The organism is Mesorhizobium sp. M8A.F.Ca.ET.181.01.1.1, assembly GCF_004792025.1.
Classification (GTDB): Bacteria; Pseudomonadota; Alphaproteobacteria; order Rhizobiales; family Rhizobiaceae; genus Mesorhizobium.
In genome coordinates, this window is the sequence record NZ_SRTV01000005.1 from 434,876 (window position 1) to 461,103 (window position 26,228).

Consider the following 26,228-nt stretch of genomic DNA (forward strand, 5'->3'; position numbering starts at 1 on the left):
AAAGCCTTCAACACAGAGGAGACCCCATGTCCAAGCTCACCACCGCGCCGCGCGATGTCTTCCAGACATTCATGAACTTCCCGCTGGTCGAGGATCTCGATACGCTCAAGGCCGATGTGGCCATCATCGGCATGCCCTATGGCGATCCCTATACGATCGACGAGCTGATCAACGACCAGACCAATGCGCCGACGGCGGTGCGGCGGGCATCCAAGCGCATCAGCCAGGCGCTCGACCGTTATGATTTCGACATTGGCGGGCCGGTCTTCGCCGGCCAGGATATCAAGGTGGTCGATGTCGGTGACGTGCCCGGCAATGCCGCCGACCATGTCGGGCATTACGGCAGGGCCGAAGCGGCGATCCGCAAGATCCGCGCCGCCGGCGCCCTGCCGATCACAATCGGCGGCGACCATGGCATTCCGATCCCGATCTTCAGGGCGCTTGATGGTGAAGGCCCGATCACCCTGGTGCAGCTCGACGCGCATCTCGACTGGCGCGACAATGTCAACGGCGTCAAGGAAGGCTATTCAAGCACCATCCGCCGGGCCTCGGAGATGGCGCATATCAAGGATATCTTCCAGGTCGGCGTCCGTGGCCAGGGCAGCGCGCGCACCGAGGAGGTGGAGGCGGCGCGCGCCTATGGCGCCAACATCATCACCACCAACGAGTGGCAGGATATGGGCACCGCCGCCTTGCTCAAGCGCATTCCGGATGGCGGCCGCTATTACCTCACGATCGACGCCGACGGGCTGGATCCAGCCGTCATGCCGGCGGTGGAAGGGCCGCAGCCGGGCGGTGTCAGCTACCGCCAGACGATCGAGCTGATCCAGGGGCTGGTCGGCAAGGGGCGCCTCATCGGCATGGACATCGTCGAGATCGCGCCGGCGCGCGACGTCAACGAGATCACCTCGATGACGGCGGGCCACATCATCCTCAACGTCATCGGCGCCGCCGTGCGCGCGGGCTACTTCAAGCGCTGAGCTTGCAGTTCCCGTTTGTTCCATGTCGGCCGGGCAATCGGCTGACATGGTTGTTGCATCCGGTCTTCGACCGTGTTTGCGGCCGCGCACGAAAAATCTTGACGCCGTGCCTGTGGAGCATTCTACAGAAGGTGCCCCCATATGGAGACGCCAGATGTTCGGTGCCGTCCCGCTTTTGATCGTGCCTTTCGTGCTCTACAATCTCGGCCTGCTCGGAATATTCGGCGGCGGCGACGATCCGTGGGCGAGTGAGATCTTCTCGTTCCGCATGATGTCGGGCGGGGTGTTCTCGATGACGCTCGGCGACCTGATTGTGCTGATCGGGCTGATCTTCCTGTTCCTCGAAATGGTGAAGTCGGCGCGCACGACCACGGCCTCGATCATGGACCATCTTCTGTCGATGCTGGTCTTCGTCGCTTTCCTGGTCGAGTTCCTGCTGGTGAAGGGTGCCGCGCACTCCATCTTCTTCACGCTGATGATCATCGCGCTGTTCGACGTGCTGGCCGGGTTCGCGGTGTCGATGCGGTCGGCCAGCCGCGACATCAATTTGAATTGAGGCTCAGCCCGGATCGGCGGTGAAGCCGGCGGCTTCGATGCCGGCAATCGCGGCTGCCTCGTCATTGTCGGATGTATCGCCGGAAATACCGACGGCGCCGATGATGCTCCCTGCCTTGTCGCGGATCAGCACGCCGCCGGCGACCGGCAGCACGCGTCCTCCCGACACGTCGGAAATGCCGGCAACCAGATGCGGACGTTCCTTGGCGAAGGCCTCGACCTTGCGCGAGCCCATGCCGATGGCCAGCGCGCCATAGGCCTTGCCGGCCGACATTTGCGGGCGCAGGAACGAAGCGCCGTCCTGGCGCTGGAAGGCGACCAGATGCCCGCCGGCGTCGAGCACCGAGACGCCGAGCGGCTTGAGCTTGAGATCGGTGCCCCTGGCGAAGGCGGCATCGATGATCTCGACGGCTTTTTCGAGCGGCAGCGCGGTCATGGCAATCTCCTGTTGAACAGCCCGATCATCGGCGGTCAGCCGGGCGAGGCAATCCCGGTTTCGGTTGAAATTGCTTCCTGTGAAGCAGCGGGATGAAGGCGCCTGACCGGTGGCGTCACCACAGCTCGATTCAGGGCGAGGAATTGGCGGAGGGGGAGACGTTACTTTTTCTTGGCGCGGGCCGGCTTCTTGGCAGGTGCGGCAGGCGTGTTGGCCAGATCTTCGGCTTCCTTGGCGAGCCGCAGCGCCCGCAGCTTGTCGGTCTTGGCCTTGCGGGCATCGCTCTCGGCGACATACTCGGCCATGGCTTTCTGCCGGACCGTCGCCGCCTCTTCCTGCTTCTTGAAGCGCAGATCGGCACGCGCGCGGGCAGTGTCCCTAGAGTTCTCAACCAAGAGTCTATCCAATCCCATCACGTGTGATTTTCGTCCCTTGTAGCAGAGCCGGCCTTTCAACGGGGAAAATAGTTGGTCAGCCGGCCGGGCTGGCGTTGAGGGCCTTTTCGGCAACCACCGCTTCATAGGCGGCCCGCAGCGTTGCACGGACAGAGGGGCCGGGCGCTGTATCGAGAGGGGTGCCGAGATGCTCATGGCGCAACTCGGCCATGAATTTCTCCCACATTGGCGGCCCGCCCTTTTCAAGGAGTTCGGCGCGGATCGACAGCTCCTCGCTGGTCGGCAGCCAGACGCGGCCCCAGGCGCCGAGATGGGCAAGGATGGGCACCAGTGTGATGGCCATCTCGGTCAGGCTGTAGATCGCCTTCTGCTTGTGACTGGGGTCGTCCGCCTTGGTCAACATGCCGAGTTCCATCAGCCGCTTCAGCCGGTCGGCGAGGATGTTGGAAGCAATGCCTTCCATCGACCCGTTGAGCAACTCACGAAAATGCCGCCTGCCGCCAAAAATCATGTCGCGCAGGATGATCAGGCTCCAGCGGTCGCCGAACACCTCGAGCGAGAGGTTGATCGGGCAGCCTGACCGGCGATCGAGGGTCATTCGATGTTCTCCACGCAAAACCAGTTGCATTATCGTATCGGTTTTATTATCGTGCAACCGATTGCAAAATGCAATCAGATGAGGAGGGCCAGCAAATGACAACCAAGGACCGTCCCGAGATCATATCCGAAACCTTTGGCGATCCGGCGGACCCCGCGCTGCTGTTGATCATGGGCGCTATGGCCTCGATGCTTTGGTGGCCCGAGGCGTTTTGCCGGAAACTCGCGGATGCCGGCCTCTACGTGATCCGCTACGACAATCGCGACACCGGCCGGTCGACCAAATACCCGGTGGGACAGCCGCCCTACACTTTCGACGACATGGCCGACGACGCGATTGCCGCTCTCGACAGCCGCGGCATCGGCAAGGCGCATGTCGTGGGAATGTCGATGGGCGGCATGATTGCCCAGTTCGTGGCGCTCAGGCACCCCTTGCGCGTCGCTTCGCTGACCGTGATCAGCAGTTCGCCCGTGGGGACCGACACTTCGCATCTGCCGAAAACGACCGACGCCTATCTGGAGCATTCGGCCGATGGAGCCAAAGTCGACTGGACGGATCGCCGCCAGGTCATCGACTTCATGGTCAGGGATGCGCGGGCGATCGCCAGCACCGCCCATCCGTTCGACGAGGCGGGGATGAGAGCGTTCATCGAACGGGATTACAGCAGGTCCGGCGGCTTCCTGAGCGCCACCAATCATTTCATGCTCAAGGGCGGTAACCAGTGGAAGGGCCGCCTGCCCGAAATAGCGGCGCCGCTTCTGGTCATCCACGGCACGTCGGATCCGATCTTTCCGGTCGAGCATGGCGAGGCCCTGGCCCAAGCTGTTGCCGGCGCGAAACTGCTTCGCATCGAAGGCGGCGGTCACGAACTGCATCCGGATGACTGGCCTGACATAGAGGCCGCCATCGTCGCGCACGTCCGATCCAGCTGAGACTTCGCGGGTGGGCCTTGACGAGCGAGGTTCACCGCAATAGTTAAGCAAATGCTTCAGTGTTGCCACAGAAACAGACGAGCACAAGAATGTCCCTGACGCTGCATTTCCATCCGCTGGCTTCCTTCTGCTGGAAGCCGCTGATCGCGCTTTACGAGAACGCCACGCCTTTTGCGCCGGTCATTGTCGATCTCGGCGACGAGCAATCACGCGCGGCCTTCCTGAAGATTTCGCCGACCGGCAAGATGCCGGCGCTGCGCGACGACGCGCGAGACCGCACTGTGCTGGAATCGACCATTGTCGTGGAATATCTGGCCGCGCACTATCCGGGACCGGTCGAACTCGTTCCCGCCGACATCGACCTGGCGCTGGCGGTCCGTCAGGCCGACCGCTTCTATGATTTCTATGTGCAGGAGCCGATGCAGAAGATCGTCGGCGACAGGTTGCGGCCGCTCGACAAGACCGATCCATTCGGTGTCGAACAGGCGCGCGGCCAGTTGCGCAATTCCTATGCCATCATCGAACAGGAAATGCAGTCCAGGGAATGGGCTGTAGGCGATGCCTTCACCATGGCCGATTGCGCGGCGTCTCCGGCGCTCTTCTACGCCAACAAGGTCGAGCCGTTCGGCGACAAATATCCCGCCGTGCAGCGCTATCACGACCGCTTGCTGCAACGCGCCGCCTTCATCAGGGTGATCGAGGAGGCGCAGCCCTACTTCAAGTTCTTCCCCTACAACAACGGCTGATCGCGATGCTGCACGATCCCGCCCAACTCGACCTGATGTTCCAGGCGCTCGCCGATCCGGCGCGGCGGCAGATGGTCGACCGGCTGTCACGCGGCCCCGCCTCGGTGAGCCAGCTGGCCGAGCCGTTGGCGATGTCGCTGTCGGCGGTCGTCCAGCACCTCAATCTGCTGGAAGCGAGCGGCCTCGTGCGCACGCAGAAGGTCGGGCGGGTGCGCACTTGCCAGATCGATCCAAGGGCGTTGCGAGCGGCCGAGCACTGGATCAATGAGCGGCGCCTCTCGTGGGAGCGCCGGCTGGATCGGCTCGGCGATTTCCTGGCCGAAAGCTAGAGAGGAAAATGTCATGTCGAAGACCAAATCCGAACTGGTGCGCGGCTATTTCGCCGCCTTTCAGGCCGGAGACCGCGCCGTGATGGGTTCAAGCATGCTCCCGAAGACCGGCCTCCGGTTTTCAGGGTCACGTTCCGGGCAATTCAATCCACCAAGGAAGGTTTCATGACTGAGCGATCCGTTGTCCATTCCACCTTTGTCGTCGAGCGGAGCTATCCGGTGGCACCGGCGAAAGTCTTCTCCGCATTCAGCAGCCCGGATGCCAAGCGGCGCTGGTTCGTCGATCCCCATGACCCGGTGCCCACCCGGCACGAAATGGACTTCCGCGTCGGCGGCAAGGAGGTCAATGCCGGCTGCCCGAACGACGGGCAAATGCATTTCTTCAACGCGGTCTATCAGGACATCGTGCCGGACGAGCGCATCGTTTACAGCTATGAGCTGCTGTTCGGCGAAACCCGCGTTTCGGTGTCGCTGGCGACGATCGAATTTGTGGCGGAAAGCGGCGGCACGCGGCTTGTGATGACGGAGCAGGGCGCATTCTTCGACGGCCACGACACCTCAGCCACGCGCGAGCATGGAACGGGCGAACTGCTCGACGCGCTCGGCGCCTTCGTGAGTTCGCAATCCTGACCGGGTAGCTCAAGTGCCGCAGGCAGAAACGATCAGGCTTCCCAGAATTGATCGAGCCAGATGTTGAGTCTCAGGAAGCCGGCATTGCTCACCGTATAGACACGCCGCGTGCCTTCAGCCTTGGCGTTGACCAGCCCGGCGTCGAGCAACACTTTCAGATGCTGTGATACGGCCGGGCGGGAGACTGGCAGTCCGGACGCCAATTCGTTGACGGTCTTCGGACCGCGTCGAAGTTCTTCCAGAAGATGGCGCCGATTGGGGTCGGCGATCGCCATGAAGGCGTCGGAAAACATCATGCCTCATTTGTGAGGCAAAGTTTTTCAAATCTCAACTGTTTGCTTCTGCTTTTCTTCTCGGATCGAGCCGCAATGCTTCGGGGGTCACCGAACGGTCAGCCGGCTGCGTCTTGAAGGCGTCGCGATCCTCGATCGGCACCGGAGCGCGGCGGCTGATGCGCAGCAGCGTGTAACCCGCCAGGGACAGATGCGCCAATGCGGTCGCCAGGAACAGGCCCTCCGGGCGCATCCAGCCCATCAGGGCGGCGGCCAGCAACGGCCCGATCATGGTGCCGAAGCCGTAAAGCAGCAGCAGGCCACCCGATACCTTGACGAAATCCTCGGAGCGGGCGTGGTCGTTGGCATGCGCCACGGCAATCGAATAGAGCGTGTAGGCGAAAGCGCCGTAGGCGGCGGTGAAGACGAGGACGAAGACTGCTGAGCGCGGCTCGAACAGGAAGATGAGAAGCGCAAACAGCGCCGCGCCGAAGGCAGCACCGGCCAGCACGAAACGGCGGTCGGTCTTGTCGGAGAGACGCCCGGCCGGAAGCTGCATGGCGGCACCGGCGACGACCACCAGGCTCATCATCAAGGCGATCTCGGCGGTGGAGATGCCGACGCGGGCACCGTAGACCGCGCCGAGCGTGCCCCAGGCGCCGTTGGCGATGCCGATCAAGAGGCAGGCGATCGCCGACACCGGCGAGTTGGCGTAGAGCCCCCTGACGTCGAGCTTGACGTCCTGCAGCGGCTTCGGGAGGGAAGCGCTCGAAACCGCTGTCGGCAGAAGCGACAAGCAGAACAGGATGCCGGTGATCATGAACAGCGACGCCGATTTCACGTCGCCGCCGGCGACGATCATCTGTCCGCCCATGATCGAGGCATAGGTGACCATCATATAGAGGCCGAAGACGGTGCCACGGTTCTCGTTGGTCGCCTTCTCGTTCAGCCAGCTCTCGATGACCATGAAGGCGCCGGCCATGGTGAAACCGGTGAAGGCACGCAGCAGGATCCAGACATATTCGTCGATGACCAGGCCCGTCAGCAGCGCCACGATGGCGCCGGACGCGGCAAAGGCGCCGAAGGCGCGCACATGCCCGGCACGGCGCACGATGCGCGGCGCAAAGAAGCAGCCGGTGACGAAGCCGCCGGCCCAGGCCGTGCCCATCAGGCCGAGCGAAGCGGTCGAGAACCCTTCCAACTGGCCGCGCAGGGGCAACAGCAGCCCGTGCAGTCCCGATGCCGCCAGAAGGAAGGCGGTGCCGCGGAGCAGGGAAAGGATCGGTCTGTAGGCTGCGAGCATTTTTTGATCCGGCTGAGGGCTGGGAGGGGCGCAGGTTTGAAGACAGTCGCATTCGGGCTTTTCGGCGGCGAACGGTTACCTCAGCGAATTATCCGCGGCGGAACAGCGCCTCGGCCGCCGACTTGGTGTTGTCCTTGGTCTTGAGTTCGGCCTCCAGCCGGGCGATCTCGTCGCGCAGGATGCCGATGCGCTCGGACAGTTCACCGACGGAAAGCAGCGACAGGTCTTGCCCGATCTCGTGCGGGCGTGCCTTCTTCTTGGGTTCGTCGTCGAAGATCGCCATCGTCGCTCCTCCTACGCCAGACCAGATTGGCCATTTGCCTGATTTGGCAATCAGCATACATAGGGCAGGGGCATCGATGCAAACAGCCGGTAAAAGCCGGCTAGGAAAGACGGGAAACTTCATGGCGAGCGGACAGAAAATTCCGGCACGGATGACGGCGATCGCGATTTCGGAGCCGGGCGGTCCCCGGGTGCTGAAGCCGGAAACGCGCGACGTGCCGCTGCCCGGCCCCGGAGAAATCCTGATCAAGGTCCATGCCGCAGGCGTCAACCGGCCCGACGTCCAGCAACGCAAGGGTGCCTATCCGCCACCCCCCGGCGCATCGGACCTCCCCGGCCTCGAAGCATCGGGTGAGGTGGCGGCCCTTGGCGACGAGATATCGCGCTGGCGCATCGGCGACCGGGTCTGCGCACTCACGCCCGGCGGCGCCTACGCCGAATATGTAAGGGTTCACGCAGGCAGCGTTTTGCCGCTGCCGGCGGGCTTCACCCATACCGAAGCGGCGGCGGTGCCGGAGAACTACTTCACCGTCTGGCACAATGTCTTCGAGCGCGGCGGACTGAAGAAGGGTGAGACGCTGCTCGTCCATGGCGGCTCGTCCGGCATCGGCACCACGGCGATCCAACTCGCCTCGGCCTTCGGCGCCTATGTCATCACCACCGCTGGATCGAAGGAGAAATGCGACGCGTGCCTGAAGATTGGCGCCGACCGCGCGATCAATTACCGCGAGCAGGATTTCGTCGCCGCGGTCAAGGAGGCGACCGAAGGCCGAGGCGCCAACGTCATCCTCGACATGGTCGGCGGCGACTATGTCCAGCGCAACTACGAGGCCGCCGCGATCGAGGGCCGCATCGTGCAGATCGCCGTCCAGGCAGGTGCTGTGGCGAGCGCCGACTTTTCCAAGATCATGGTCAAGCGGCTGACCCATACGGGTTCGACGCTGAGGCCCCGCACCGTGGAATTCAAGGCAGCGATCGCGGCCGCGTTGGAGGCGCAGGTGTGGCCGCTGCTGGGCACGCGCAAGGTGGCGCCGGTCATGGACATGATCTACCCGCTCACCGATGCCTGGCGCGCGCATGAGCGGATGGAGGAAGGGGATCATATCGGCAAGATCGTGCTCGACGTAGGCTAGGCCCGTATCCCCTAAATCTCGACACCGTCCCCGGGCGCCCGCCTTGCCTGCAAGATGAACAGAATCTTAATGGTGCAATGCAGCATTTGCATCATTGCTATGCAAAATCAGCCGTTCAAGTCCTCATCGATGATCACTATTTGAGCATCATCGAAACGAACCCAATTCAGGAGGACTACCATGAACCCGATCCGCGCTTTCCGTAACTGGCGCATGTACAACGAGACCGTTCGCGAATTGAACCGCCTCAACGCACGTCAGCTCAGCGACCTCGGCATCAACCGCGCCGACATCGAAAGGATCGCCCGTCAGGCGATCTGATTGCAAGCGCGACCTCGCCGGAAGGCAGGGTCGCAATGTAGAGCCGACGCAGACGCCTTGTTCGTCGCCGGTTCCGAACCCGCTGGACCCTGTCCGGCGGGTTTTGTCTTTTGGGGTGCCAGTCGGCGTGAGCCGCCGTCACCCGTGTCAAGCACCAGGCGGCTTGACCTCTGTTTTCAGCATGGCATCTTGACGGATGGGGACCGGTTGCCGCGTGAGCGCGTGGCTGGCAGGGCAGGCATCGACGAAGGCTTCCACGCCCATGTTGGATGATCTTACCGACAAGATCTACGAGGCTGCTTTCGTTCCGGACCTGTGGCCGGAGGTGCTGGATGGCATAAATAGAGCCTCCGCCTCAGTGGGCGGCGCCGTGTTCCTGTTTGCCGATGAGCAGCCGGTGCGCGGAAGGACGGTCCCGCTGCTGCAGGACTTGCTGAATGAATTCCTCCTGGGCGATACGCTGCAGTTCTCCACGGCGGTCTCGCGCATGTGCGCGGTGCAGCCGGCCAGTTTCGTCGATGTCGAGAGTTTCCTGACAGCCGAGGAAATCGAGAACGATCCCATCCGGGTCCGCCTGCGCGCGCTTGGGATTGGCGCGCATACCTGCACCGCCATCCCGATGCCGAGCGGCGAACTGGCCATCTTCGTCTTCCAGCGAAGGCTTGGCGAGGGCCGCTACGACGCCGGCAGCTTCGACATTCTCGACGGTTTGCGGCCGGCCATGGCGCGCGCCAGCTTGATCGCCGCGCGGCTTGGCCTGGAGCGGGCCAAGGGAACCGTTGCCGCCATGACGGCCATGGGGCTGCCGGCGGCCATCCTCTCATCGAGGGGGCATGTGCTCGCCGCCAATCTGCTGTTCGAGAGCATGGGCTCGATCTTCCTGCCGGTCGCCTTTGGCGGCATGGCAATCGTCGATGCGGATGCCAATCGCCTGTTTCAGCAGGCCGTCGTCGCCGCACGCGGGGCCGCCGAACCCTCGGTCCGGTCCATCCCGGTTTCGGCCGCCGCCGACAGGTCGCCACTGATCCTTCATGTCCTGCCGCTGCGCCGTTCCGCCCACGAGATATTCTCGGGCGCCGACATCCTGGTCGCGGCGACGGCGGTGAACGCCAGTTCCATGGTGCCATCGCCAACGCTGCTTGCCGGACTGTTCGACCTGACGCCAGCCGAGGCGCGCCTGGCCTCGGCACTTTCGCAAGGGCGAACACTGGCGGAGGCGGCGGCAAGTGCCAACATCACCGTGAAGACCGGGCGAACCTACCTCGAACGGATATTCGCCAAGACAGGAACACGCCAACAGAGCCAGCTTGTCGCTCTGCTCAAGGGCACGGAGCCGTTCCGGTAACCGCCGGTTCGCGGTTTTCTGCGGGCTTTTCCAAAAACATTGCGAAGCGGGCAGGGAACGGCTATACAGGCCCCGAATTTCCCATTTTGGTGGCTCTAAACCACCGCCCGCGCGGGAACGCGGGCGAACGAGAAGGATTTTTGCGATGGCCAATACGCTGCTGATGCCCAAGGCGACCGCCGTCTGGCTGGTCGACAACACCGCGCTTTCCTTCGAGCAGATCGCGCAGTTCTGCGGGCTGCATCCGCTCGAGGTCAAGGCGATCGCCGACGGCGAATCGGCGCAAGGCATCAAGGGCATGGATCCGATCATGACCGGCCAGCTGACCCGCGACGAGATCGCGCGCGCCGAGAAGGACCCGAACCAGCGCCTGAAACTTTCCGACCCCAAGGTGCGGGTGCCGGAATCCAAGCGCAAGGGTCCGCGCTACACGCCGCTGTCGAAGCGCCAGGATCGGCCGAACGCCATTCTGTGGCTGGTGCGCAACCATCCCGAACTCAAGGACGCGCAGATTTCGCGCCTTGTCGGCACCACCAAGTCGACGATCGAGCAGATCCGCGAACGCAAGCACTGGAACTCGGCCAATCTGCAGCCAATGGACCCGGTGACGCTGGGTCTCGCCTCGCAGATCGACCTCGACATGGAGGTCAACCGCGCCTCGCGTGGCCGCGAACAGGCGCAGCCGGTCGGCGACACGCTGTTGCCGGCGGCATTGACCGAGCGGCTGGTGCCGGCGCCGGAGAAGCCGAAGGACGAGGACGCGGAGCTCGACGCCAACGCCGTCTTCGCCAAGCTGTCAGCGCTGAAGTCGAAGGACACCGATAAGGACGACGAGGAATAGGCTTTTCGCCAATTCGACAAAAAAGCCCGCTTCGAGCGGGCTTTTTTGTGCGGTCGGGCAAATCTCAGCTTCGCGCCGCGCGGTCGGGCGCCATGCCATAGTCCTCGCTGCGCTCCACCGCCCGGTAGAAATCGGCGAGCTGCTTGCCGCGTTCCGGCTTGAAGATGCGGCCGGCGATGACCACCGAGGCGATGCGGTCGATGCGGAAAGCGCGAAAATCATCACGCATCTCGCACCAGGCGACCAGCGTCCAAACCTTGCCCCAGAACCATAGGCCGAGCGGCCTGATATCGCGCGCGGTACCGCGACCGGCTTCGTCCGAGTAGTCGATGGTCAGCACCTGGCGTTTTTCGACCGCGCGCTCGATCAGGTCGATCGCCTCGCGGGCGGCGTCGCTGACCACCCACATCGGCGTGTGGATCTCGGTGCGGGCGATGCGATCCTTTTCGGCATCGGGCAGTACGGCACCGATCTTGACCAGCGCCTCGTCGGCGGCGCGCGCCATGGCAGCGCCGCCAAAGGCGCGCACCATGCGGGCGCCGGCAACCAGCGCCACGATCTCGTCACGCGTGAACATCAGCGGCGGAAGGTCGAAACCCTCCCTCATCATGTAGCCAACGCCAGCCTCGCCGTCGATCGGCACCCCAGTCGACTGCAGGTCGGCTATGTCGCGATAGATGGTTCGCTCGGAAACCTCGAGCCATGTGCCGAGCTTCTGTGCGGTGACCAGGCGGCCGCCACGCAGATGCTGCACGATCTGAAAGAGCCTGTCGGCGCGGCGCATCGTTTGCTTCCCCAGTGTCTTTCCCATGCATGCCGTGGCTCCCGGACCGGGTCCACTTCCACATGACATGCATTACGGTTTCAGCCCTTCGCGCTTACGCTGCGCGGCAACGAATTCCGCGCCGAAGGACAGTTTCCTCGTTGTCGGCGTCCTCGAATCAAGCACGCGCCAGAAGGGAGCGATGTCGCGGAGCGTCATGCCGCGCTCGAAATCCTCCTTAGCTGCCTCGGCGACCGTGCGCAGATGATAGCCTATGGTGACCGGGCATGTCACTTCGGCGCCGTGCTCAATGGCGAGCGCGGTGCGCAACGCGCGAACGTCCATCTCGACACCTTCAGGAATCGAGCGGATGAAATCATGGACCTGGCGCGCGGTTGGCACCAGCATGGGCTGGCCCTCGACGACGTCTCCCATCGTGCGCGGCGTTGGTTTCACGCCGTTGATGCCAGGCGTGTTCAGCCTGTCGTTCCAGCTTTTCATCGATCGTCCTCTCGGCCGGCCATGCGCATCAGTCACCATCGCACGCGCCTCCTGACAGCATACTGTCAGGAGGCTTCAGCATACTCCTTGGCGAACAGCGTCCGCATCTGCGCGAGATCGCTGCCTTTTTCGGGATAGAGCGTCCGCAGAAAGGCGAGAGCGAAGGTGCCGGGCGCCGAGCCCGGCGCGGAGACGATCCTGCCGTCGGCCACGGCGTGCGGCACGTCCTGATAATTGCCGTCGCCGGCATAGCCGGCTTCGTGGCGGTTGATCCAGTCACGGCCATTGCTGGTATGCCTGGCCTTCTCGAACATGCCGGCTCGGGCCAGCGCCAGCGTCCCGGCGCAAATGCCGCCAACGACACCGCCGCGCGCCGCGACGGCCGTCAGCAGTTCGGAAGCATCCGGCGGCGCCTTGCCCGCCCACTGGTCGGAACCGATGACGGCCACGGCATCGAGATCGATATTGTCATCGGCGTCCGCCGAACGGTCCGGTGTCAGGCGAAAACCGCTGATTCCGGTCACCGGCTTGCCTCCCGGCGTCAGCGACACGGCGCGAGCGCCGAACCACTCGACCGCCGAGGCCGCCAGCAACCCATATTCCCAGTCGGCAAAGCCCTCGATGAAAAGGAAGCCGATTGTCTTGTTCTCGGGCATGAGCTCGCTCCATCCCTCGCGCCGGACCTGATATCTGGGTGCTGACGTGTCAGCCTCCAACCGCTGGCTTGAAAATTCTGCTCAATTGCCGTGATGGCGACGCTCGGCATACATGTCGGGCCAGCCGATATCCTTGCGAATGTCGGCGGGCAGCGCGTTCATGAACCGCTGCGTGCGGATCTCGTTGCGCATCGTGCGGATCTTGCCGACATAGTGCTGCATGCCACGCAGAATGGTAAAACCGTTCATGACCAATCTCCTCTCTCTAACTGGAGGCAGTATCGCATACCCCTCCTGACAGCAGTCTGTCAGGAGGATGGCAGGTCGTATCGCGACAGTTCCGTTCTCGTCATGGCAGGTCCTGCGGGTGCGGGTCGTTCACCAAGATCAGCCAATCTGGCCGTATTGTTCATCGCCTGGCGACAAACTGTCGGGACAGGCGGCCTTAAGCGGGACGACCGGAGTTCTGATATGAAAGGAGAAAATTCTTCCCCAAAAACAGGGAGACGACCATGAGCATGCAACTGACAGGAATTCACCATCTGACCGCCATCACCGCCAATGCGCCCGGCAATCTGCACTTTTACACAAAGGTGCTGGGCCTGCGGCTCGTCAAGAAAACGGTGAACCAGGACGATACCTCGGCTTACCATCTCTTTTATGCCGACGGCGAGGCAACACCGGGTACGGACCTGACCTTCTTCGACTGGCCGGTCGGCCGCGAACGGCGTGGCACGCACAGCATCGCGCGGACCAGCCTCAGGGTCGGCAGCCAGGAGAGCCTTGCCTGGTGGAAGCAGCACCTTGCCAGCGAAGGTATCGTGACAGGAGAGATCGCTGATATCGGTGGCTACAAGTCGCTGGATTTCGAAGACCCCGAAGGCCAGCGCCTGCGGCTCGTCAGCGATGACGGAAAGGGCGGCAGCCATCCCTGGGCGCAAAGCACGGTGCCGGCCGGACATCAGATCCGCGGGCTCGGGCCAATCGTCATCAGTGTTCCCGATATCACCAACACCGAGGCGGTGCTGACCAGGGTGATGAACATGCGCAAGGTACGCGACTATGCCTCGCCGGACGGCGAGGGCCAGGTCCGCGTCTTCGAAATGGGCGCGGGCGGGCCGGCGGCGGAGCTTCATGTCGCCGTGCAGCCCGGGCTGGCGCCCGCAAGGCAAGGCGCCGGTGCGGTTCACCACGTCGCCTTCAGGGCGCCCGACCAGGAGACGCTCCATCAATGGACGGCGCGTCTTGCCGAATTCCGTCTGCCGTCGAGCGGCGAGGTCGAGCGTTACTACTTCCGCTCGCTCTATTTCCGTGAGTCGAACGGCATCCTGTTCGAGATCGCCACCGACGGGCCGGGGTTCACCGCCGACGAGCCGCTGGAAACGCTCGGCGAAAGCCTTGCCCTGCCGCCGTTCCTGGAGGCAAAACGCGCTTCGATCGAGGCTGGCCTCAAGCCGCTGAAGTAGATCGTTGCGCGGTTAGGTGCGGGCGCCGCGTTCCGGTTCTGGATCGCGGCGTCTTTCTTTCCCGGAGACCGAGCGAAACCGCTTTGACAGGTGACGGCGTTGCTGGTCAAAGGCGGCATGACGAAACTCCTCGCCCTTGTCATCGTCGGGTTCATGGTGATCCAGCTCATCAAGCCGCTCGGTTGGCCCGGGCTCAGGCGACGCGGCGATTTCTGGAAATTGGCGCTTCTTGCCATGGCGGCGATTTCGCTGGCGGCCGTGCTCGGGCATTTGACCTAAGCTGTCGCGCCGCCTGGCCATAGATATTCAGTCGCCAAGCACAGGGCCGACGAGATGTTCCGCCCAGGCCCGGTAGCCGGCCTCCGAGGCATGGAACCCGTCGGAGGCAAAACCGGCTTCAGGGTTGGTGATCGGCAGGCGCGGCGCTGGCACCGCGCCGCGTTCCAGGCAGAGGCGTTCGCCCATCCGGTTCATCGCGGTGGCGCGGACCTCGAGGATCTTGCCGAGCAGCGACGGCATGGCCGGCGCGCGCGTGAACTCCAGCACCGGCGACCATACCACGCGCGCCTCCGGCCATTTGGCGCGCAGCGCGTAGAGCAGGCCGCCGAACTCCTTCTTGAAGCGCGGCACGGAATGAAAATTCTTGGTGTCGTTGGTGCCGATGGCGAGCATGATATGCGTCCACGGATCGGCCGACAAATTGGGCAGGACATGGTCGCGGATCTGGCCAGATGTCGCCGAATTGAAGCCGGCGGCACGCCAGCGCACAGCGCTGCCCGTGCGCTGCGCAATCAGCACGGCGAGCTGCGCGGCAAGGCCGTTTTCGGAATTGCCGATGCCGACCGACGCGGCGGAGGAATCGCCCAGGACCAGCAGCGACATCACCGGGGCCTGGCCCGAGATCTCGTGCATGACCGGGCCTTGCGCCGGCAGCATGCGCGAGGTGCGGCGGCGCACGCCCAACCCCTGCCAGACATAGACCGGGAAGGCGAGCCAGGTGAGGATGGTCGGGAAACGCATGGCAATACCGTGAAATGACGAGGCAGCCTTAGCGCATGTTTTGATCGGCGTGAACGGATCCCGCCTCATCGACCCATGCCCTTTGTTTTGGCGCAATTCCGGACGGGAAACCGTTTCACGCTTTTTCTGAAATTGCCCTAGGGGCAAGCGTCGTCCTGCCGCGACCTGTTTCCATAGTCGTCGTGCAACCGCACCCAGTCCATCGAAGTGCCATAGGGGCCGGTCTCGCCACGGCCTTTCGGCGCCATGTCGAGATATTGATAGGCGCCGATGAACTGCTCGCTGCCACGGGCGCGCGACATGAAGGTCAGGAAGATGTCACCGGCTTCCTCCCTGTAGAAGACAGTGGTGCCAGGCAGGTCCTTCGACGTCGATACCGGTGTCTCGAAATTATAGACGGCTTCGCCGGAGGCGATCTGCCTGTCGGTGAAGGAGACCTGCATGTCGAAGTTGAAATCCGAGGCATAGGAGGACACCCAGTCGAATTTCCATCCCATGCGCTGCTTGTAAGGCAGCAGCTCGGCGAGCGGCGCGCGCGCGATCACGACAAGCGACACGTCATGATGCCTGAGATGCTGGTTGGCGCCGTCGATGTGATCGGCGACGAAGGCACAGCTCTCGCAGTGATGCGTCGAGCCCGGCGCGAACACGAAGTGGTAGACGATCAGCTGGCTGCGGCCGGCGAAGAGATCGGCCAGTTTCTTTGGTCCGTGTTCCGTCTCGAAGACATAATCCTTCCGCACCTTCAGCCAGGGTAGCTGCCGCCGCTCGGCCGCAACGCGTTCGCGTAACCGCGTCAGTTCCTTCTCGCGGTTTAGATGTGCCTTGTGGGCCTCGAACCAGTCTTCGCGCGAAACGACCTTGTTGCGATGCATGAACTTCTCCCTGTCTGCACCCCAAGGACGTACGGGATGGGCGCGAGCCGACATCGCCGCTGCCAGGAATGCCCAGAGGAAATAAGAATGCGAATGCCTGGCCCCAAGGCCGGCGCGCCAAAACAAAAAACCCGGGCACGTCGGCCCGGGTTTGAAGGGAAGGGATAGCAGGGGGTCTTCAGGCAGCCTGTTCCAGGCTCGCCTTCCATTTGCCGAGTGCGGCCAGATGGTTCATATGGGCGCGGTGGGTGAAGGCGGCCTGGCCGGCGGCGATGTTGGACGCCTTGCCGCTCCAGGCCTTCTGCGGCGCCGCCTGCAGCGCGCGGCCGTAGGAGAAGGTCAGCTTCCACGGGTGCGGACCGATGGCGTTGATGGCGTTGAGGTTGGCGGTCGCCTCCTCGTCCTCCTGGCCGCCGGAGAGGAAGGCGATGCCCGGTACCGCCGCCGGCACCGTCTCGCGGAACAGCTTTATGGTCTTTTCGGCGACTTGCTCGGGACTGTCCACGATGCCCGACTTCTTGCCCGACAGGACCATGTTCGGCTTCAGGATCGTGCCTTCAAGCACGACGCGGGCCGCGTGGAGTTCGTCGTAGAGCCTTGTCAGCGTCGCCTTGGAAACCTCGTAACAGGTGCCGATGTCGTGGGCGCCGTCCATCAGCACTTCAGGCTCGACGATCGGCACGATGCCGGCTTCCTGGCAAAGGGCGGCATAGCGGGCGAGCGCATGGGTGTTCGCGCCGATCGAGGTGGCCGAGGGGACGCCCCTGGCGGTGTCGATGTCGATCACCGCACGCCATTTGGCGAAGCGGGCGCCGAGCTTGTAATAGTCGGCAAGCCGTTCGCGCAGGCCGTCGAGGCCTTCGGTGACGGTGTCGCCGGGAAAGCCGGCCAGCGGCTTGGCGCCGGCATCGACCTTGATGCCGGGAATGGCGCCTGATGCCTTGATGATGTCGACCAGAGGCGTGCCGTCGGCGGCCTTCTGGCGGATGGTCTCGTCATAGAGGATGACGCCGGAAATGTACTTGGTCATCGCGTCCCTGGAGCGGAACATCATCTCGCGGTAGTCGCGGCGGCTGTCGGCGGTCGATTCGACGCCGATGACGTCGAAGCGCTTCTTGATGGTGCCGGAGCTTTCATCGGCGGCCAAGAGGCCCTTGCCGTTGGCCACGATCGCGGCGGCAATGTCTTCGAGACGTTCGCTCATCATGCTTCTCCTGAACCGGTTGATCTGCGCCTAGCAGAACACTACCGCCAAAGGAATGACGCCGGAAAGCTCGAATCGATTGAAAGTCGCCGGCGCCGCCGCCGGCTCCCTTCGAGTTGATCGAATTGCCGGGGAGCCGCCGAACGCTTCAGCGCTTCAGCACGTCGACGCCGGGCAACGGCTTGCCTTCCATCCACTCCAGGAAGGCGCCGCCGGCGGTCGAGACATAGGTGAAGTCGTCGGCGACACCGGCATGGTTGAGCGCCGCCACCGTATCGCCGCCGCCGGCGACCGAAACCAGCTTGCCGGCCTTTGTGCGCGCGGCCGCATGCTTGGCCGCCGCCACCGTGGCGTAATCGAACGGCTCGATCTCAAAGGCGCCGAGCGGGCCGTTCCACACCAGCGTCGCGGCGCGGTCGATCCACTCTCCGATCGTCGTCACGGTCTTGGCGCCGACGTCGAGGATCATTCCATCGGCTGGCACGTCGGAGATGGCGACGGTCTCGCAGGCGGCGCCCGCCTTGAATTCCTTGGCGACGACACCGTCGACCGGCAGGATGATGGCGCAGCCGGCTTCGGCGGCCTCGATCATGATCTGCTTGGCGGTCGGGGCCAGGTCATGCTCGCAAAGCGACTTGCCGACATCGGTGCCGCGCGCGGCGAGGAAGGTGTTGGCCATGCCGCCCCCGATAACCAGCGCGTCGACCTTCTTCACCAGGTTCATCAACAGGTCGATCTTGGTCGAGACCTTGGCGCCACCGACGATGGCGACGACCGGACGCACCGGATTGCCCAAGCCCTTCTCCAGCGCCTCAAGTTCGGCCTGCATGGTGCGGCCGGCAAAGGATGGCAGCAGGCGCGCCAGCCCTTCCGTCGAGGCGTGCGCCCGGTGGGCCGCCGAAAAGGCGTCGTTGACGAAGATGTCGCCATTGGCGGCGAGCCGTTCGGCAAAGGCGGGATCGTTCTTCTCCTCGGCCTTGTAGAAGCGGGTGTTTTCGAGCAGCAGCACGTCGCCCTTGTCCATGGCGGCGACAGCGCTGCCCGCCGTGTCGCCGACGCAATCGGAGGCGAAGCCGACGGGGCGGCCGAGCACCTGCGCGGTGGCCCTGGCGATCGGCTCCAGCGAGAATTCGGCCGAGGGGCCATCCTTGGGCCGGCCGAAATGGGCGAGCAGGATGACCTTGGCACCCTTGCCGGACAATTCGGCGATGGTCGGCGCGATGCGCTCGATGCGGGTGGCGTCGGTGACCTTGCCGTCGGCGACGGGAACGTTGAGGTCGACGCGCACCAGCACGCGCTTGCCGCTTATGTTGCCGATGTCGTCCAGTGTCTTGAAGGCAGCCATGCCGGTCCCTTTCGTCTGAAAATCGCCGGGACCATACCCCGCATCGGCGGCGATGCAAGGCTTAGGCCGAGGTCGGATGCGAAATTTTGAGACCGGCGCGGACATAGTCCGTGAACACCACTCCGGCGTATGTGGGGGCGGTGCAAACGGTCGCCCGAGTCAGCGTTCGACCGATGCCTTCTCGACCGGCGGCTCAGGGGTGTCATCCGCTTGTGCCGCCACCTGCGCCTCGGCCGGCTTGCGCCAGTTGCGGATAAAGGCGCTCAGACGGTCGCCCATCTCGCCGGCGCTGAGGAAGACCGGCACGCGCGCAACCGGCGCGGTCGGCTCGAAGGAGAGGCCCAGACCCGTGATCCTGCCCTTGTCGTCGACATCCCTGACGATCAGTTCGATCGGGCCGAGCAGCACGCGGTCGGCATATTCGGCATGGCCGCCGAGCCGCGCCGTGACCAGCGCGCCGACGGTCTGTTTCTGCTCGGCCTCGGTGAGACCGGGCGCATAGGCGGCTTCCAGTTCGGCTGCGGAACGCGCCGGATCGACGGCGAAGGCACCGAAGAAATCGGCATCCTCCGGGTCGACCACGGCGCGGCTGGCAAACAGCTTGTCGAGCAGGCGCGGATAGCGGTCGGGCACGAAGATGTAGACCTGATCGCCGGCGGCGAGCCGGCCCATGTCCTGGAAACGCATCGAACGGCCGTCACGCAGCACCAGCGAGGGCCGGGCCCAGCGCGGGATGCGCTCGCCGCGCGCCACCGGGCTGCCCGGCGCCACGCGATAGGCAAGGAGCTCGTGATGCGCGGAGCCAGGCAGTTCCAGTTCGACCTTGTCCAGCGGTCCGAGCCGCGCCGGCACGATCAGACCGAGGCGACGCGCCAGCGGGCCGACCGTCCAGCCCTGGATGACCAGCGACACCAGAACGATGATGAAGGCGGCGTTGAAGATGCTGCGGCCGTTCTCCAGCCCGCCGAGCAGCGGTGTGATGGCGAGCAGGATCGAGACGGCGCCGCGCAGGCCGACCCAGGAGACGAAGGCGACTTCGGGACGCGGCAGGCGGAATGGGATCAGGCAGAGCCACACGGCGACAGGTCTGGCAATGAACATCAGGAACAGGCCAAGCGCTATCGCAGGCACCATGATCGCCGGAAATTGCGAAGGCGTGGCGAACAGGCCGAGGATGAGAAACATGATGATCTGCGCCAGCCACGACATGCCGTCCTGGAAGCGCTTCAGGATGGTGACGGCGCGGATGTCGGAATTGCCTGCGATGAGCCCGGCGATATAGACCGCCAGGAAGCCCGAGCCGCCAATCGCGCCGGCGGCCGCGAAGACCATCAGCGACAGGGTCAGCACGAAGATCGGCAGCAGGCCATGGTCGAGGTTGAGCCGATCGACCAGGCGTACGATGGCGAGGCCGCCAAGCACGCCGACGATGGCGCCGAGGCCCATGTTGACGAGGAAGCCGAGGATCAGGTTGGTGACCAGGACATTGGCTTCGGGATTGGCGTGGGCGGCGATGATCTCGACCAGCGTGATGGTCAGGAAGATGGCGATCGGATCGTTGGTGCCCGATTCCACCTCGAGCGTGGAGCGCACGCGCTCGCGCAGATTGATCTCGCCGGCGCGCAGCAGGAAGAACACCGCCGCCGCGTCGGTCGAGGCGACGGCGGCACCGAGCAGGAAGGATTCCAGCCAGCTGAGATCGAGCAGATAGTAGGCGGCGGCGCCGAACAGGCCGGTGGTGAGAAGCACGCCGAAGGTCGCCAGCGACAGGGCCGGTCCTGCCGCCTGCCGCAATGCGTTGAGCGGCGTGCCGAAACCGGAATCGAACAGAATGACGGCGAGCGCCAGTGAGCCGGCAAAATAGGCGATACGGGCGTTGTCGAACTGGATGCCGAGGCCGTCGGTTCCGGTGGCGAGCCCGATGCACAGAAACAGGAGCAGGAGGGGGGCGCCGAAGCGGAAGGCGATCAGGCTCGAAAACGCGGCGGCGACAACAAGCGCCGTGCCGACCAGCGTAACGAGATAGATCGCATGCTCCATCCGTGATTTGCCCCTCGAATTCCTCTGCTTGCTGGCTTTACGGGAGAGTGGGGCGAAGGCGTGACCAGTGCAAGGCGGGAGGGTGGTTTTTTGCCCCGCGCCGCCGATTTTCGCGTTGCTGCTCCGGCAAACGAAAACGCCCGGACGAAGCCGGGCGTTTCGAGTGTCGGAAAGCGGATCTTCGATCAGGCGATGGTCTTGCCGAAAGCCACGGCGGTGTCGCCCATGCGGTTGGAGAAGCCCCATTCATTGTCGTACCACGACAGCACCGAAACGAAGTTGCCGTCCATCACCTTGGTCTGGTCGAGCGCCATGATCGAGGAGCGCGGATCGTGGTTGAAGTCGATCGACACGTTCGGGTGATGGGTAACGCCGAGGATGCCCTTCAGCTTGCCGTTGGAGGCGGCGATGACCGCTTCGTTGATTTCCTGGACCGTGGTCGCGCGCTTGGCGATGAACTTGAAGTCGACGACCGAGACATTCGGCGTCGGCACGCGGATCGAGATCCCGTCGAGCTTGCCCTTGAGATCGGGCAGCACGAGGCCGATCGCCTTGGCGGCACCGGTCGAGGTCGGGATCTGCGACAGGGCGGCGGCGCGGGCGCGGTAGAGATCCTTGTGCATGGTGTCCAGCGTCGGCTGGTCGCCCGTGTAGGAATGGATCGTCGTCATCATGCCCTTTTCGATGCCGACCGTCTCGTGCAGGACGGCCGCAAGCGGCGCCAGGCAGTTGGTGGTGCAGGACGCGTTCGAGATGACGATGTGGTCCTTGGTCAGCTTGTCGTGGTTGATGCCGTAGACGACGGTGAGGTCGGCGCCGTCGGCGGGAGCCGAGACCAGCACGCGCTTGGCGCCGGCGGTCAGGTGCGCGGCGGCCTTGTCGCGGGCGGTGAAGATGCCGGTGCATTCGAGCGCAATGTCGACGCCGAGTTCCTTCCACGGCAACTGTGTCGGGTCCTTGATCGCCGTGACCTTGAACTTCTCCTTGCCGACGGTGATCTGGTCGCCGTCGACCGACACTTCATGGGGGAAGCGGCCGTGCACGCTGTCAAAGCGCAGCAGGTGGGCATTGGTCTCGACCGGGCCGAGATCATTGACGGCGACGACCTCGATGTCCTTGCGGCCGGACTCATGGATGGCGCGCAGGATGTTGCGGCCGATGCGGCCAAATCCGTTGATGGCAACTCTGACGGTCATTGTTCTCTCCCTGGGAGCTGGAAGGCGATTGGTCCGCAGCTTCATAGCGGCGGACGGGCGAAGAATCCAGCCGCAGCGGGCCAGATTTAAATCGATTAGGTTAGGCCAGTTCGGCGAAACCGCTTTTCACGCGATCTCGCCGGATTTTGTTTGGTGCATGTCGTTCCCAACGCCGCGATGCAATTTTGGGCGACCTGCCCGGGCCTCAATTGCCGTGAAGGCGGGCTTCAGCGGCCTTGGCGGCCGCATCGGCGGTGATGCCGAAATGCGGATAGAGCTGCTCGATGGTGCCGGAGGCGCCGAAGCCGGTCATGCCGATGAAGATGCCATCGGAGCCGATGAGATGGTCCCAGCCCTGGCGGATGCCGGCCTCGATCGCCATCTTGATCGGCGCGTCGCCGATCGTCTTCTTGCGATAGGCGTCGCTCTGCTTGTCGAACAGTTCGAAGCAAGGCACCGAGACGACGCGGGTCGGGTGGCCATGCTTTTCCAGAAGGTCGCGGGCGCCGAGCGCGATCTCAACCTCGGAGCCGGAGGCGAAGATCGTCACCGCGGCTTCACCGCTGGCGGCGGCGAGTTCATAGGCGCCCTGGCTGCTCAGGTTCTTTTCGGTGAACTCGGTGCGCACGGTCGGCAGGTTCTGCCGGGTCAGCGCCAGGGTCGACGGCGTCTTTTCGGATTCGAGCGCGATCTGCCAGCATTCGGCGGTTTCCACGGCGTCGGCCGGACGGAACACATTGTGGTTCGGGATGGCGCGCAGGGCCGCCAGGTGCTCGACCGGCTGGTGGGTCGGGCCGTCTTCGCCCAGACCAATGGAATCATGGGTCATGACGAAGATCGAGCGAATGCCCATAAGCGAGGCAAGCCGCATCGAGGGGCGGGCATAGTCGGAGAAGCACATGAAGGTGCCGCCATAGGCGATGAGACCGCCATGCAGCGTCAAGCCGTTGATCGCGGCAGCCATGCCATGCTCGCGGATGCCGTAGTGGACATAGCGCTGGCCGTAGTCGTCCGGCGTGATGTTCTTGGTCTGGCTGGTCTTGGTGTTGTTGGAGCCGGTCAGATCCGCCGAGCCGCCGATGGTCTCCGGCACCGCGCCATTGATCACTTCGAGCGCCATTTCCGACGATTTGCGGGTGGCGACCTTCGGCTTGTCGGCCGAGAGCTTCTTCTTGTAGTCGGCGATGACGGCGTCGAAATTGCCTGGCAGCTTGCCGGCGAGGCGGCGCTCGAACTCGGCCTTCAGCTTCGGATCGGTCTTGGCCAGGCGGCCTTCCCAGTCGGTGCGCGGCTTGGCGCCGGCCTTGCCGGCGGTGCGCCAGGCGTCGAGGATGTCGGCCGGAATCTCGAAGGGCGGCGAGTCCCAGTTGAAGAACTTGCGCGCGCCCGCGATCTCGTCGGCGCCGAGCGGTGAACCGTGCGCCTTGTTGGTGCCGGCCTTGGTCGGGGCGCCGAAGCCGATGGTCGTCTTGCAGGCGATCATCGTCGGCTTGTCGGAATGGCGGGCAGCTTCGATGGCATAGGCGATCGCTTCCGGATCGGTGCCGTCGATATGGCTGGCGTTCCAGCCGGAGGCCTGGAAGCGGGCGACCTGGTCGGTGTTGTCGGCGAGCGATACCGGGCCATCGATCGAGATGTTGTTGTTGTCCCAGAAGACGATCAGCTTGTTGAGCTTGAGGTGACCGGCAAGCGCGATGGCTTCCTGGGACACACCTTCCATCAGGCAGCCGTCGCCGGCCAGCACATAGGTGTAGTGGTCGACGAGGTCATTGCCGAAGGCGGCGTTCATGATGCGCTCGCCGAGCGCGAAGCCGACCGAGTTGGCGAGGCCCTGGCCGAGCGGGCCGGTCGTGGTCTCGATGCCGGTCGCGTGGCCGTATTCGGGATGGCCCGCCGTTTTCGAACCCAACTGGCGGAAGTGCTTGATCTGGTCGATGGTCATGTCTTCGTAGCCTGTCAGATGCAGCAACGAGTAGAGCAGCATCGAGCCATGGCCGGCCGACAGGATGAAGCGGTCACGGTCGGCCCAGTGCGGGGCCTTGGGGTCGTATTTCAGGAAGCGCGTGAACAGCACCGTGGCGATGTCGGCGCAACCCATGGGCAGGCCGGGATGGCCCGAATTCGCCTTCTCGACGGCGTCCATGGAGAGAAAACGGATCGCATTGGCCATCCGGTCATGTTGTTCACGCGACGTCATGGTTCCTCCGAGGTGGGGGTTTGAGGGCTTGGGAGAGCCCTTGAAAAGGGTGCGCGACACATAGCAGGCGCGGGCTTTTAGTCAACAAATCGGGTGCAGATTTGCCGGTCTTGTGATGCCGTCGGCGGGCCTACATTAGCGTTAGCGGGGGACAGTCGCGAGAGCTTTGTTGACGTTGCCTTCACCCGGTGCCTAATGTTTCTGACATAACGCGTTCTGAACGCGAACGATTCGGTGATGGGCAGGGCACAGGACGAAGGCCATGACCGGGGAAACCACGCTCAAGGAAGTAATCGCCAGGCTGAGCAAGGCCATCGAGGGGCTGGAAAATGCCGTCGCGGCCAAGCTCGAGCATGAACGAGACTATTCGGAAGCCGAGGCCGAAGTGCAGCGGATGAATGCCGATCGCTCCCGGCTGGCGCAGGAGCTCGACAATTCCGAAGCGCGCGCCGAACGGCTGGAAGACGCCAACAAGGAAGTCTCGCGACGGCTGGTGACCGCGATGGAAACCATCCGCGCCGTGTTGGACAGATAGGAGCTGGCCCGATGGCACAGGTCACGGTTTCAATCGACGGCAAGCAGTACCGCATGGCCTGCGACGAGGGCCAGGAAGAGCATCTGATCGATCTTGCCGAACGCTTCGATCGTTACGTCTCGCATCTGAAGGATTCCTTTGGCGAGATCGGCGACCAGCGGCTGACCGTGATGGCCGGCATCATGGTGATGGACGAGCTTTCCGAACTGCAGAAGCGCGTCAAGGGCATGGAGAGCGAAGTGCTGACCTTGCGCAAGACGCGCGACGAGGCGCTGACCAAGGCCGACAAGAGTGACAGCGTGCTGACCAGCGCGCTTGGCGCCCTGGCGCAGCGGATGGAAGATCTGGCGACGTCGCTGGCGATCACCAAGGCCTGAGGCGCGCCTCGCCGATCCCTGGCGTTTGTCTCATGCCCGATGTCGCGCCTTATTTTTCGCGCCCGATCCGCGGACACGGAAAAATTTTTGCCCGCCGGCTGAATAGCCGTCATCTCCAGCGTTTAATCAGTCACGCTGCGGTGCTACGATCGAGCGCCGGCACCGGCCGGCGAAAAGAATACCGGCTACATTTCACAAGGGGTAGGGATAGGTCATGAGTCTTCGTATCAACGACATCGCGCCGGACTTCACCGCAGAAACCACGCAGGGAGCCATCAAATTCCATGATTGGATCGGCGACGGCTGGGCGATCCTGTTCAGCCATCCGAAGAATTTCACGCCGGTCTGCACGACCGAGCTTGGCACGATGGCGGGTCTCGAGGGCGAGTTCAAGAAGCGCAACGTCAAGATCATCGGCATTTCGGTCGACCCTGTCGAAAGCCACGGCAAATGGCAGGACGACATCAAGACGGCCACCGGCCATTCGGTGCACTATCCGCTGATCGGCGACAAGGACCTCAAGGTCGCCAAGCTCTATGACATGCTGCCAGGCGGCGCCGGCGAGACCTCGGAAGGCCGCACGCCCGCCGACAACGCCACCGTGCGCTCGGTCTACGTCATTGGACCGGACAAGAAGATCAAGCTGGTGCTGACCTATCCGATGACGACAGGGCGCAACTTCGACGAGATCCTGCGCGCGGTCGATTCCATGCAGCTCACAGCCAAGCACCAGGTGGCGACGCCGGCGAACTGGAAGCAGGGCGAGGACGTCATCATCACCGCCGCCGTTTCCAACGAGGATGCGATCAAGCGCTTCGGCGCCTACGAGACCATCCTGCCTTATCTCAGGAAGACCAAACAGCCTTCCGCCTGAAGCCAAAGCGTCGCAACCGTTTTTGGTTTTCCGCTTCTGCGAGCCAAGTCATGCTTGACTGGCCCGCGGGAGCGGACAACC

At 63.8% G+C, this 26,228-nt stretch carries 33 protein-coding genes; 16 read left to right on the top strand and 17 right to left on the bottom strand.

From position 1 onward, the window contains the following. Positions 1-26: 26 nt before the first annotated feature. Positions 27-980, top strand: coding sequence for an agmatinase (locus tag EN824_RS20625; RefSeq protein ID WP_135863136.1), 954 nt, complete (start codon positions 27-29; stop codon positions 978-980). Positions 981-1,134: 154 nt separating this feature from the next. Then, the gene (locus EN824_RS20630) at positions 1,135-1,536 is read left to right on the top strand and encodes a hypothetical protein (protein WP_127278211.1); all 402 of its coding nucleotides are present in this window, start codon (positions 1,135-1,137) and stop codon (positions 1,534-1,536) included. 3 nt (positions 1,537-1,539) lie between these two features. On the opposite strand, the gene EN824_RS20635 is transcribed toward EN824_RS20630, so the two are convergent. From EN824_RS20635 to EN824_RS20645, 3 genes are all read right to left on the bottom strand, one after another. Then, positions 1,540-1,971 carry a heme-binding protein gene (locus EN824_RS20635; RefSeq protein ID WP_127278212.1) on the bottom strand — a complete coding sequence of 144 codons (432 nt, stop codon included), beginning with the start codon at positions 1,969-1,971 and terminating at the stop codon, positions 1,540-1,542. 161 nt (positions 1,972-2,132) lie between these two features. Beyond that, on the bottom strand, positions 2,133-2,366 hold the full coding sequence (locus EN824_RS20640) for a hypothetical protein (RefSeq protein WP_135863133.1): 234 nt from the start codon (positions 2,364-2,366) through the stop codon (positions 2,133-2,135). Between the two features lie 76 nt (positions 2,367-2,442). After that, positions 2,443-2,964: a helix-turn-helix domain-containing protein gene (locus tag EN824_RS20645; protein WP_027141872.1), complete on the bottom strand. Its 522-nt coding sequence runs from the start codon at positions 2,962-2,964 to the stop codon at positions 2,443-2,445. Positions 2,965-3,059: 95 nt separating this feature from the next. Between EN824_RS20645 and EN824_RS20650 the strand changes: the two genes are divergently transcribed. From EN824_RS20650 to EN824_RS20670, 5 genes are all read left to right on the top strand, one after another. Then, positions 3,060-3,896, top strand: coding sequence for an alpha/beta hydrolase (locus tag EN824_RS20650; protein WP_135863131.1), 837 nt, complete (start codon positions 3,060-3,062; stop codon positions 3,894-3,896). Positions 3,897-3,985: 89 nt separating this feature from the next. Next, positions 3,986-4,642: a glutathione S-transferase family protein gene (locus EN824_RS20655; RefSeq protein WP_127278216.1), complete on the top strand. Its 657-nt coding sequence runs from the start codon at positions 3,986-3,988 to the stop codon at positions 4,640-4,642. A gap of 5 nt (positions 4,643-4,647) precedes the next feature. Continuing rightward, the gene (locus tag EN824_RS20660) at positions 4,648-4,971 is read left to right on the top strand and encodes a metalloregulator ArsR/SmtB family transcription factor (RefSeq protein WP_127278217.1); all 324 of its coding nucleotides are present in this window, start codon (positions 4,648-4,650) and stop codon (positions 4,969-4,971) included. A 13-nt stretch (positions 4,972-4,984) separates the two neighbouring features. Then, complete coding sequence (locus EN824_RS35315; RefSeq protein ID WP_189521848.1) at positions 4,985-5,140, top strand: hypothetical protein; 156 nt, start codon at positions 4,985-4,987, stop codon at positions 5,138-5,140. Between the two features lie 50 nt (positions 5,141-5,190). Beyond that, positions 5,191-5,601, top strand: coding sequence for an SRPBCC family protein (locus tag EN824_RS20670; RefSeq protein WP_245464356.1), 411 nt, complete (start codon positions 5,191-5,193; stop codon positions 5,599-5,601). Positions 5,602-5,633: 32 nt separating this feature from the next. Here EN824_RS20670 and EN824_RS20675 read toward each other — a convergent pair whose 3' ends face one another. The 3 genes from EN824_RS20675 to EN824_RS20685 form a co-directional block, all read right to left on the bottom strand. Continuing rightward, positions 5,634-5,897 (bottom strand): metalloregulator ArsR/SmtB family transcription factor, encoded by a 264-nt coding sequence (locus EN824_RS20675; protein ID WP_019861642.1) that lies wholly within the window; start codon positions 5,895-5,897, stop codon positions 5,634-5,636. 31 nt (positions 5,898-5,928) lie between these two features. Further along, positions 5,929-7,176 carry an MFS transporter gene (locus EN824_RS20680; RefSeq protein WP_127278219.1) on the bottom strand — a complete coding sequence of 416 codons (1,248 nt, stop codon included), beginning with the start codon at positions 7,174-7,176 and terminating at the stop codon, positions 5,929-5,931. Between the two features lie 88 nt (positions 7,177-7,264). Next, complete coding sequence (locus tag EN824_RS20685; RefSeq protein ID WP_027141877.1) at positions 7,265-7,459, bottom strand: DUF1192 domain-containing protein; 195 nt, start codon at positions 7,457-7,459, stop codon at positions 7,265-7,267. A 121-nt stretch (positions 7,460-7,580) separates the two neighbouring features. Here EN824_RS20685 and EN824_RS20690 point away from each other — a divergent pair, with 121 nt between their 5' ends. From EN824_RS20690 to EN824_RS20705, 4 genes are all read left to right on the top strand, one after another. Continuing rightward, the gene (locus EN824_RS20690; RefSeq protein ID WP_127278220.1) at positions 7,581-8,591 is read left to right on the top strand and encodes an NAD(P)H-quinone oxidoreductase; all 1,011 of its coding nucleotides are present in this window, start codon (positions 7,581-7,583) and stop codon (positions 8,589-8,591) included. A gap of 180 nt (positions 8,592-8,771) precedes the next feature. Continuing rightward, positions 8,772-8,912: a DUF1127 domain-containing protein gene (locus tag EN824_RS20695; protein ID WP_064987068.1), complete on the top strand. Its 141-nt coding sequence runs from the start codon at positions 8,772-8,774 to the stop codon at positions 8,910-8,912. A gap of 262 nt (positions 8,913-9,174) precedes the next feature. Next, positions 9,175-10,257 carry a helix-turn-helix transcriptional regulator gene (locus EN824_RS20700; protein WP_127278221.1) on the top strand — a complete coding sequence of 361 codons (1,083 nt, stop codon included), beginning with the start codon at positions 9,175-9,177 and terminating at the stop codon, positions 10,255-10,257. A gap of 145 nt (positions 10,258-10,402) precedes the next feature. Then, positions 10,403-11,098, top strand: a complete 696-nt coding sequence (locus EN824_RS20705) for a DUF1013 domain-containing protein (RefSeq protein ID WP_127278222.1) — start codon at positions 10,403-10,405, stop codon at positions 11,096-11,098. A 64-nt stretch (positions 11,099-11,162) separates the two neighbouring features. Here the strand turns inward: EN824_RS20705 and EN824_RS20710 are convergent, their stop codons facing one another. From EN824_RS20710 to EN824_RS20725, 4 genes are all read right to left on the bottom strand, one after another. After that, positions 11,163-11,882 carry a YafY family protein gene (locus tag EN824_RS20710; RefSeq protein WP_013529238.1) on the bottom strand — a complete coding sequence of 240 codons (720 nt, stop codon included), beginning with the start codon at positions 11,880-11,882 and terminating at the stop codon, positions 11,163-11,165. 72 nt (positions 11,883-11,954) lie between these two features. After that, positions 11,955-12,362 (bottom strand): hypothetical protein, encoded by a 408-nt coding sequence (locus tag EN824_RS20715; RefSeq protein ID WP_127278673.1) that lies wholly within the window; start codon positions 12,360-12,362, stop codon positions 11,955-11,957. A gap of 65 nt (positions 12,363-12,427) precedes the next feature. Continuing rightward, positions 12,428-13,018 carry a DJ-1/PfpI family protein gene (locus EN824_RS20720; RefSeq protein WP_127278672.1) on the bottom strand — a complete coding sequence of 197 codons (591 nt, stop codon included), beginning with the start codon at positions 13,016-13,018 and terminating at the stop codon, positions 12,428-12,430. 81 nt (positions 13,019-13,099) lie between these two features. Continuing rightward, on the bottom strand, positions 13,100-13,267 hold the full coding sequence (locus tag EN824_RS20725) for a hypothetical protein (protein ID WP_015315361.1): 168 nt from the start codon (positions 13,265-13,267) through the stop codon (positions 13,100-13,102). 263 nt (positions 13,268-13,530) lie between these two features. On the opposite strand from EN824_RS20725, the gene EN824_RS20730 reads away from it, so the two are divergent. Together EN824_RS20730 and EN824_RS20735 are read left to right on the top strand one after the other, a co-directional pair. Beyond that, positions 13,531-14,484, top strand: a complete 954-nt coding sequence (locus EN824_RS20730; RefSeq protein ID WP_127278671.1) for a ring-cleaving dioxygenase — start codon at positions 13,531-13,533, stop codon at positions 14,482-14,484. 117 nt (positions 14,485-14,601) lie between these two features. Beyond that, positions 14,602-14,763: a hypothetical protein gene (locus EN824_RS20735; protein WP_015315363.1), complete on the top strand. Its 162-nt coding sequence runs from the start codon at positions 14,602-14,604 to the stop codon at positions 14,761-14,763. 27 nt (positions 14,764-14,790) lie between these two features. Here the strand turns inward: EN824_RS20735 and EN824_RS20740 are convergent, their stop codons facing one another. From EN824_RS20740 to tkt, 7 genes are all read right to left on the bottom strand, one after another. After that, complete coding sequence (locus EN824_RS20740) at positions 14,791-15,504, bottom strand: SGNH/GDSL hydrolase family protein (protein WP_127278670.1); 714 nt, start codon at positions 15,502-15,504, stop codon at positions 14,791-14,793. A 137-nt stretch (positions 15,505-15,641) separates the two neighbouring features. Next, complete coding sequence (locus EN824_RS20745) at positions 15,642-16,379, bottom strand: thioredoxin family protein (RefSeq protein ID WP_127278669.1); 738 nt, start codon at positions 16,377-16,379, stop codon at positions 15,642-15,644. Between the two features lie 178 nt (positions 16,380-16,557). Further along, entirely contained in the window at positions 16,558-17,583 is a 1,026-nt protein-coding gene (locus EN824_RS20750; protein WP_127278668.1) for a class I fructose-bisphosphate aldolase, read from the bottom strand. A gap of 148 nt (positions 17,584-17,731) precedes the next feature. Continuing rightward, the gene (locus tag EN824_RS20755) at positions 17,732-18,928 is read right to left on the bottom strand and encodes a phosphoglycerate kinase (protein ID WP_135882137.1); all 1,197 of its coding nucleotides are present in this window, start codon (positions 18,926-18,928) and stop codon (positions 17,732-17,734) included. Positions 18,929-19,087: 159 nt separating this feature from the next. After that, entirely contained in the window at positions 19,088-20,968 is a 1,881-nt protein-coding gene (locus tag EN824_RS20760; RefSeq protein ID WP_127278666.1) for a potassium/proton antiporter, read from the bottom strand. Between the two features lie 185 nt (positions 20,969-21,153). Then, the gene (gene gap, locus EN824_RS20765; protein ID WP_127277839.1) at positions 21,154-22,164 is read right to left on the bottom strand and encodes a type I glyceraldehyde-3-phosphate dehydrogenase; all 1,011 of its coding nucleotides are present in this window, start codon (positions 22,162-22,164) and stop codon (positions 21,154-21,156) included. A 205-nt stretch (positions 22,165-22,369) separates the two neighbouring features. Next, positions 22,370-24,361, bottom strand: coding sequence for a transketolase (gene tkt / locus EN824_RS20770; RefSeq protein ID WP_127277838.1), 1,992 nt, complete (start codon positions 24,359-24,361; stop codon positions 22,370-22,372). Between the two features lie 262 nt (positions 24,362-24,623). Between tkt and EN824_RS20775 the strand changes: the two genes are divergently transcribed. From EN824_RS20775 to EN824_RS20785, 3 genes are all read left to right on the top strand, one after another. Continuing rightward, positions 24,624-24,896 carry a DUF4164 domain-containing protein gene (locus tag EN824_RS20775; RefSeq protein ID WP_015315371.1) on the top strand — a complete coding sequence of 91 codons (273 nt, stop codon included), beginning with the start codon at positions 24,624-24,626 and terminating at the stop codon, positions 24,894-24,896. Between the two features lie 11 nt (positions 24,897-24,907). Then, a complete protein-coding gene (locus EN824_RS20780; RefSeq protein WP_127277837.1) occupies positions 24,908-25,273 on the top strand; it encodes a cell division protein ZapA in 366 nt (121 codons plus the stop codon). A gap of 214 nt (positions 25,274-25,487) precedes the next feature. Continuing rightward, entirely contained in the window at positions 25,488-26,147 is a 660-nt protein-coding gene (locus EN824_RS20785; RefSeq protein ID WP_015315373.1) for a peroxiredoxin, read from the top strand. Positions 26,148-26,228: the final 81 nt, after the last annotated feature.

Excerpts from the sequence above, each read along its gene's own strand:
- EN824_RS20625 (WP_135863136.1), top strand. The coding sequence starts at position 27 with ATGTCCAAGCTCACCACCGCGCCGCGCGATGTCTTCCAGACATTCATG.
- EN824_RS20630 (WP_127278211.1), top strand. The coding sequence starts at position 1,135 with ATGTTCGGTGCCGTCCCGCTTTTGATCGTGCCTTTCGTGCTCTACAAT.
- EN824_RS20635 (WP_127278212.1), bottom strand. The coding sequence starts at position 1,971 with ATGACCGCGCTGCCGCTCGAAAAAGCCGTCGAGATCATCGATGCCGCC.
- EN824_RS20645 (WP_027141872.1), bottom strand. The coding sequence starts at position 2,964 with ATGACCCTCGATCGCCGGTCAGGCTGCCCGATCAACCTCTCGCTCGAG.
- EN824_RS20650 (WP_135863131.1), top strand. The coding sequence starts at position 3,060 with ATGACAACCAAGGACCGTCCCGAGATCATATCCGAAACCTTTGGCGAT.
- EN824_RS20655 (WP_127278216.1), top strand. The coding sequence starts at position 3,986 with ATGTCCCTGACGCTGCATTTCCATCCGCTGGCTTCCTTCTGCTGGAAG.
- EN824_RS20660 (WP_127278217.1), top strand. The coding sequence starts at position 4,648 with ATGCTGCACGATCCCGCCCAACTCGACCTGATGTTCCAGGCGCTCGCC.
- EN824_RS35315 (WP_189521848.1), top strand. The coding sequence starts at position 4,985 with ATGTCGAAGACCAAATCCGAACTGGTGCGCGGCTATTTCGCCGCCTTT.
- EN824_RS20675 (WP_019861642.1), bottom strand. The coding sequence starts at position 5,897 with ATGATGTTTTCCGACGCCTTCATGGCGATCGCCGACCCCAATCGGCGC.
- EN824_RS20680 (WP_127278219.1), bottom strand. The coding sequence starts at position 7,176 with ATGCTCGCAGCCTACAGACCGATCCTTTCCCTGCTCCGCGGCACCGCC.
- EN824_RS20685 (WP_027141877.1), bottom strand. The coding sequence starts at position 7,459 with ATGGCGATCTTCGACGACGAACCCAAGAAGAAGGCACGCCCGCACGAG.
- EN824_RS20690 (WP_127278220.1), top strand. The coding sequence starts at position 7,581 with ATGGCGAGCGGACAGAAAATTCCGGCACGGATGACGGCGATCGCGATT.
- EN824_RS20695 (WP_064987068.1), top strand. The coding sequence starts at position 8,772 with ATGAACCCGATCCGCGCTTTCCGTAACTGGCGCATGTACAACGAGACC.
- EN824_RS20700 (WP_127278221.1), top strand. The coding sequence starts at position 9,175 with ATGTTGGATGATCTTACCGACAAGATCTACGAGGCTGCTTTCGTTCCG.
- EN824_RS20705 (WP_127278222.1), top strand. The coding sequence starts at position 10,403 with ATGGCCAATACGCTGCTGATGCCCAAGGCGACCGCCGTCTGGCTGGTC.
- EN824_RS20710 (WP_013529238.1), bottom strand. The coding sequence starts at position 11,882 with ATGCGCCGCGCCGACAGGCTCTTTCAGATCGTGCAGCATCTGCGTGGC.
- EN824_RS20715 (WP_127278673.1), bottom strand. The coding sequence starts at position 12,362 with ATGAAAAGCTGGAACGACAGGCTGAACACGCCTGGCATCAACGGCGTG.
- EN824_RS20720 (WP_127278672.1), bottom strand. The coding sequence starts at position 13,018 with ATGCCCGAGAACAAGACAATCGGCTTCCTTTTCATCGAGGGCTTTGCC.
- EN824_RS20725 (WP_015315361.1), bottom strand. The coding sequence starts at position 13,267 with ATGAACGGTTTTACCATTCTGCGTGGCATGCAGCACTATGTCGGCAAG.
- EN824_RS20730 (WP_127278671.1), top strand. The coding sequence starts at position 13,531 with ATGAGCATGCAACTGACAGGAATTCACCATCTGACCGCCATCACCGCC.
- EN824_RS20735 (WP_015315363.1), top strand. The coding sequence starts at position 14,602 with ATGACGAAACTCCTCGCCCTTGTCATCGTCGGGTTCATGGTGATCCAG.
- EN824_RS20740 (WP_127278670.1), bottom strand. The coding sequence starts at position 15,504 with ATGCGTTTCCCGACCATCCTCACCTGGCTCGCCTTCCCGGTCTATGTC.
- EN824_RS20745 (WP_127278669.1), bottom strand. The coding sequence starts at position 16,379 with ATGCATCGCAACAAGGTCGTTTCGCGCGAAGACTGGTTCGAGGCCCAC.
- EN824_RS20750 (WP_127278668.1), bottom strand. The coding sequence starts at position 17,583 with ATGAGCGAACGTCTCGAAGACATTGCCGCCGCGATCGTGGCCAACGGC.
- EN824_RS20755 (WP_135882137.1), bottom strand. The coding sequence starts at position 18,928 with ATGGCTGCCTTCAAGACACTGGACGACATCGGCAACATAAGCGGCAAG.
- EN824_RS20760 (WP_127278666.1), bottom strand. The coding sequence starts at position 20,968 with ATGGAGCATGCGATCTATCTCGTTACGCTGGTCGGCACGGCGCTTGTT.
- gap (WP_127277839.1), bottom strand. The coding sequence starts at position 22,164 with ATGACCGTCAGAGTTGCCATCAACGGATTTGGCCGCATCGGCCGCAAC.
- tkt (WP_127277838.1), bottom strand. The coding sequence starts at position 24,361 with ATGACGTCGCGTGAACAACATGACCGGATGGCCAATGCGATCCGTTTT.
- EN824_RS20775 (WP_015315371.1), top strand. The coding sequence starts at position 24,624 with ATGACCGGGGAAACCACGCTCAAGGAAGTAATCGCCAGGCTGAGCAAG.
- EN824_RS20780 (WP_127277837.1), top strand. The coding sequence starts at position 24,908 with ATGGCACAGGTCACGGTTTCAATCGACGGCAAGCAGTACCGCATGGCC.
- EN824_RS20785 (WP_015315373.1), top strand. The coding sequence starts at position 25,488 with ATGAGTCTTCGTATCAACGACATCGCGCCGGACTTCACCGCAGAAACC.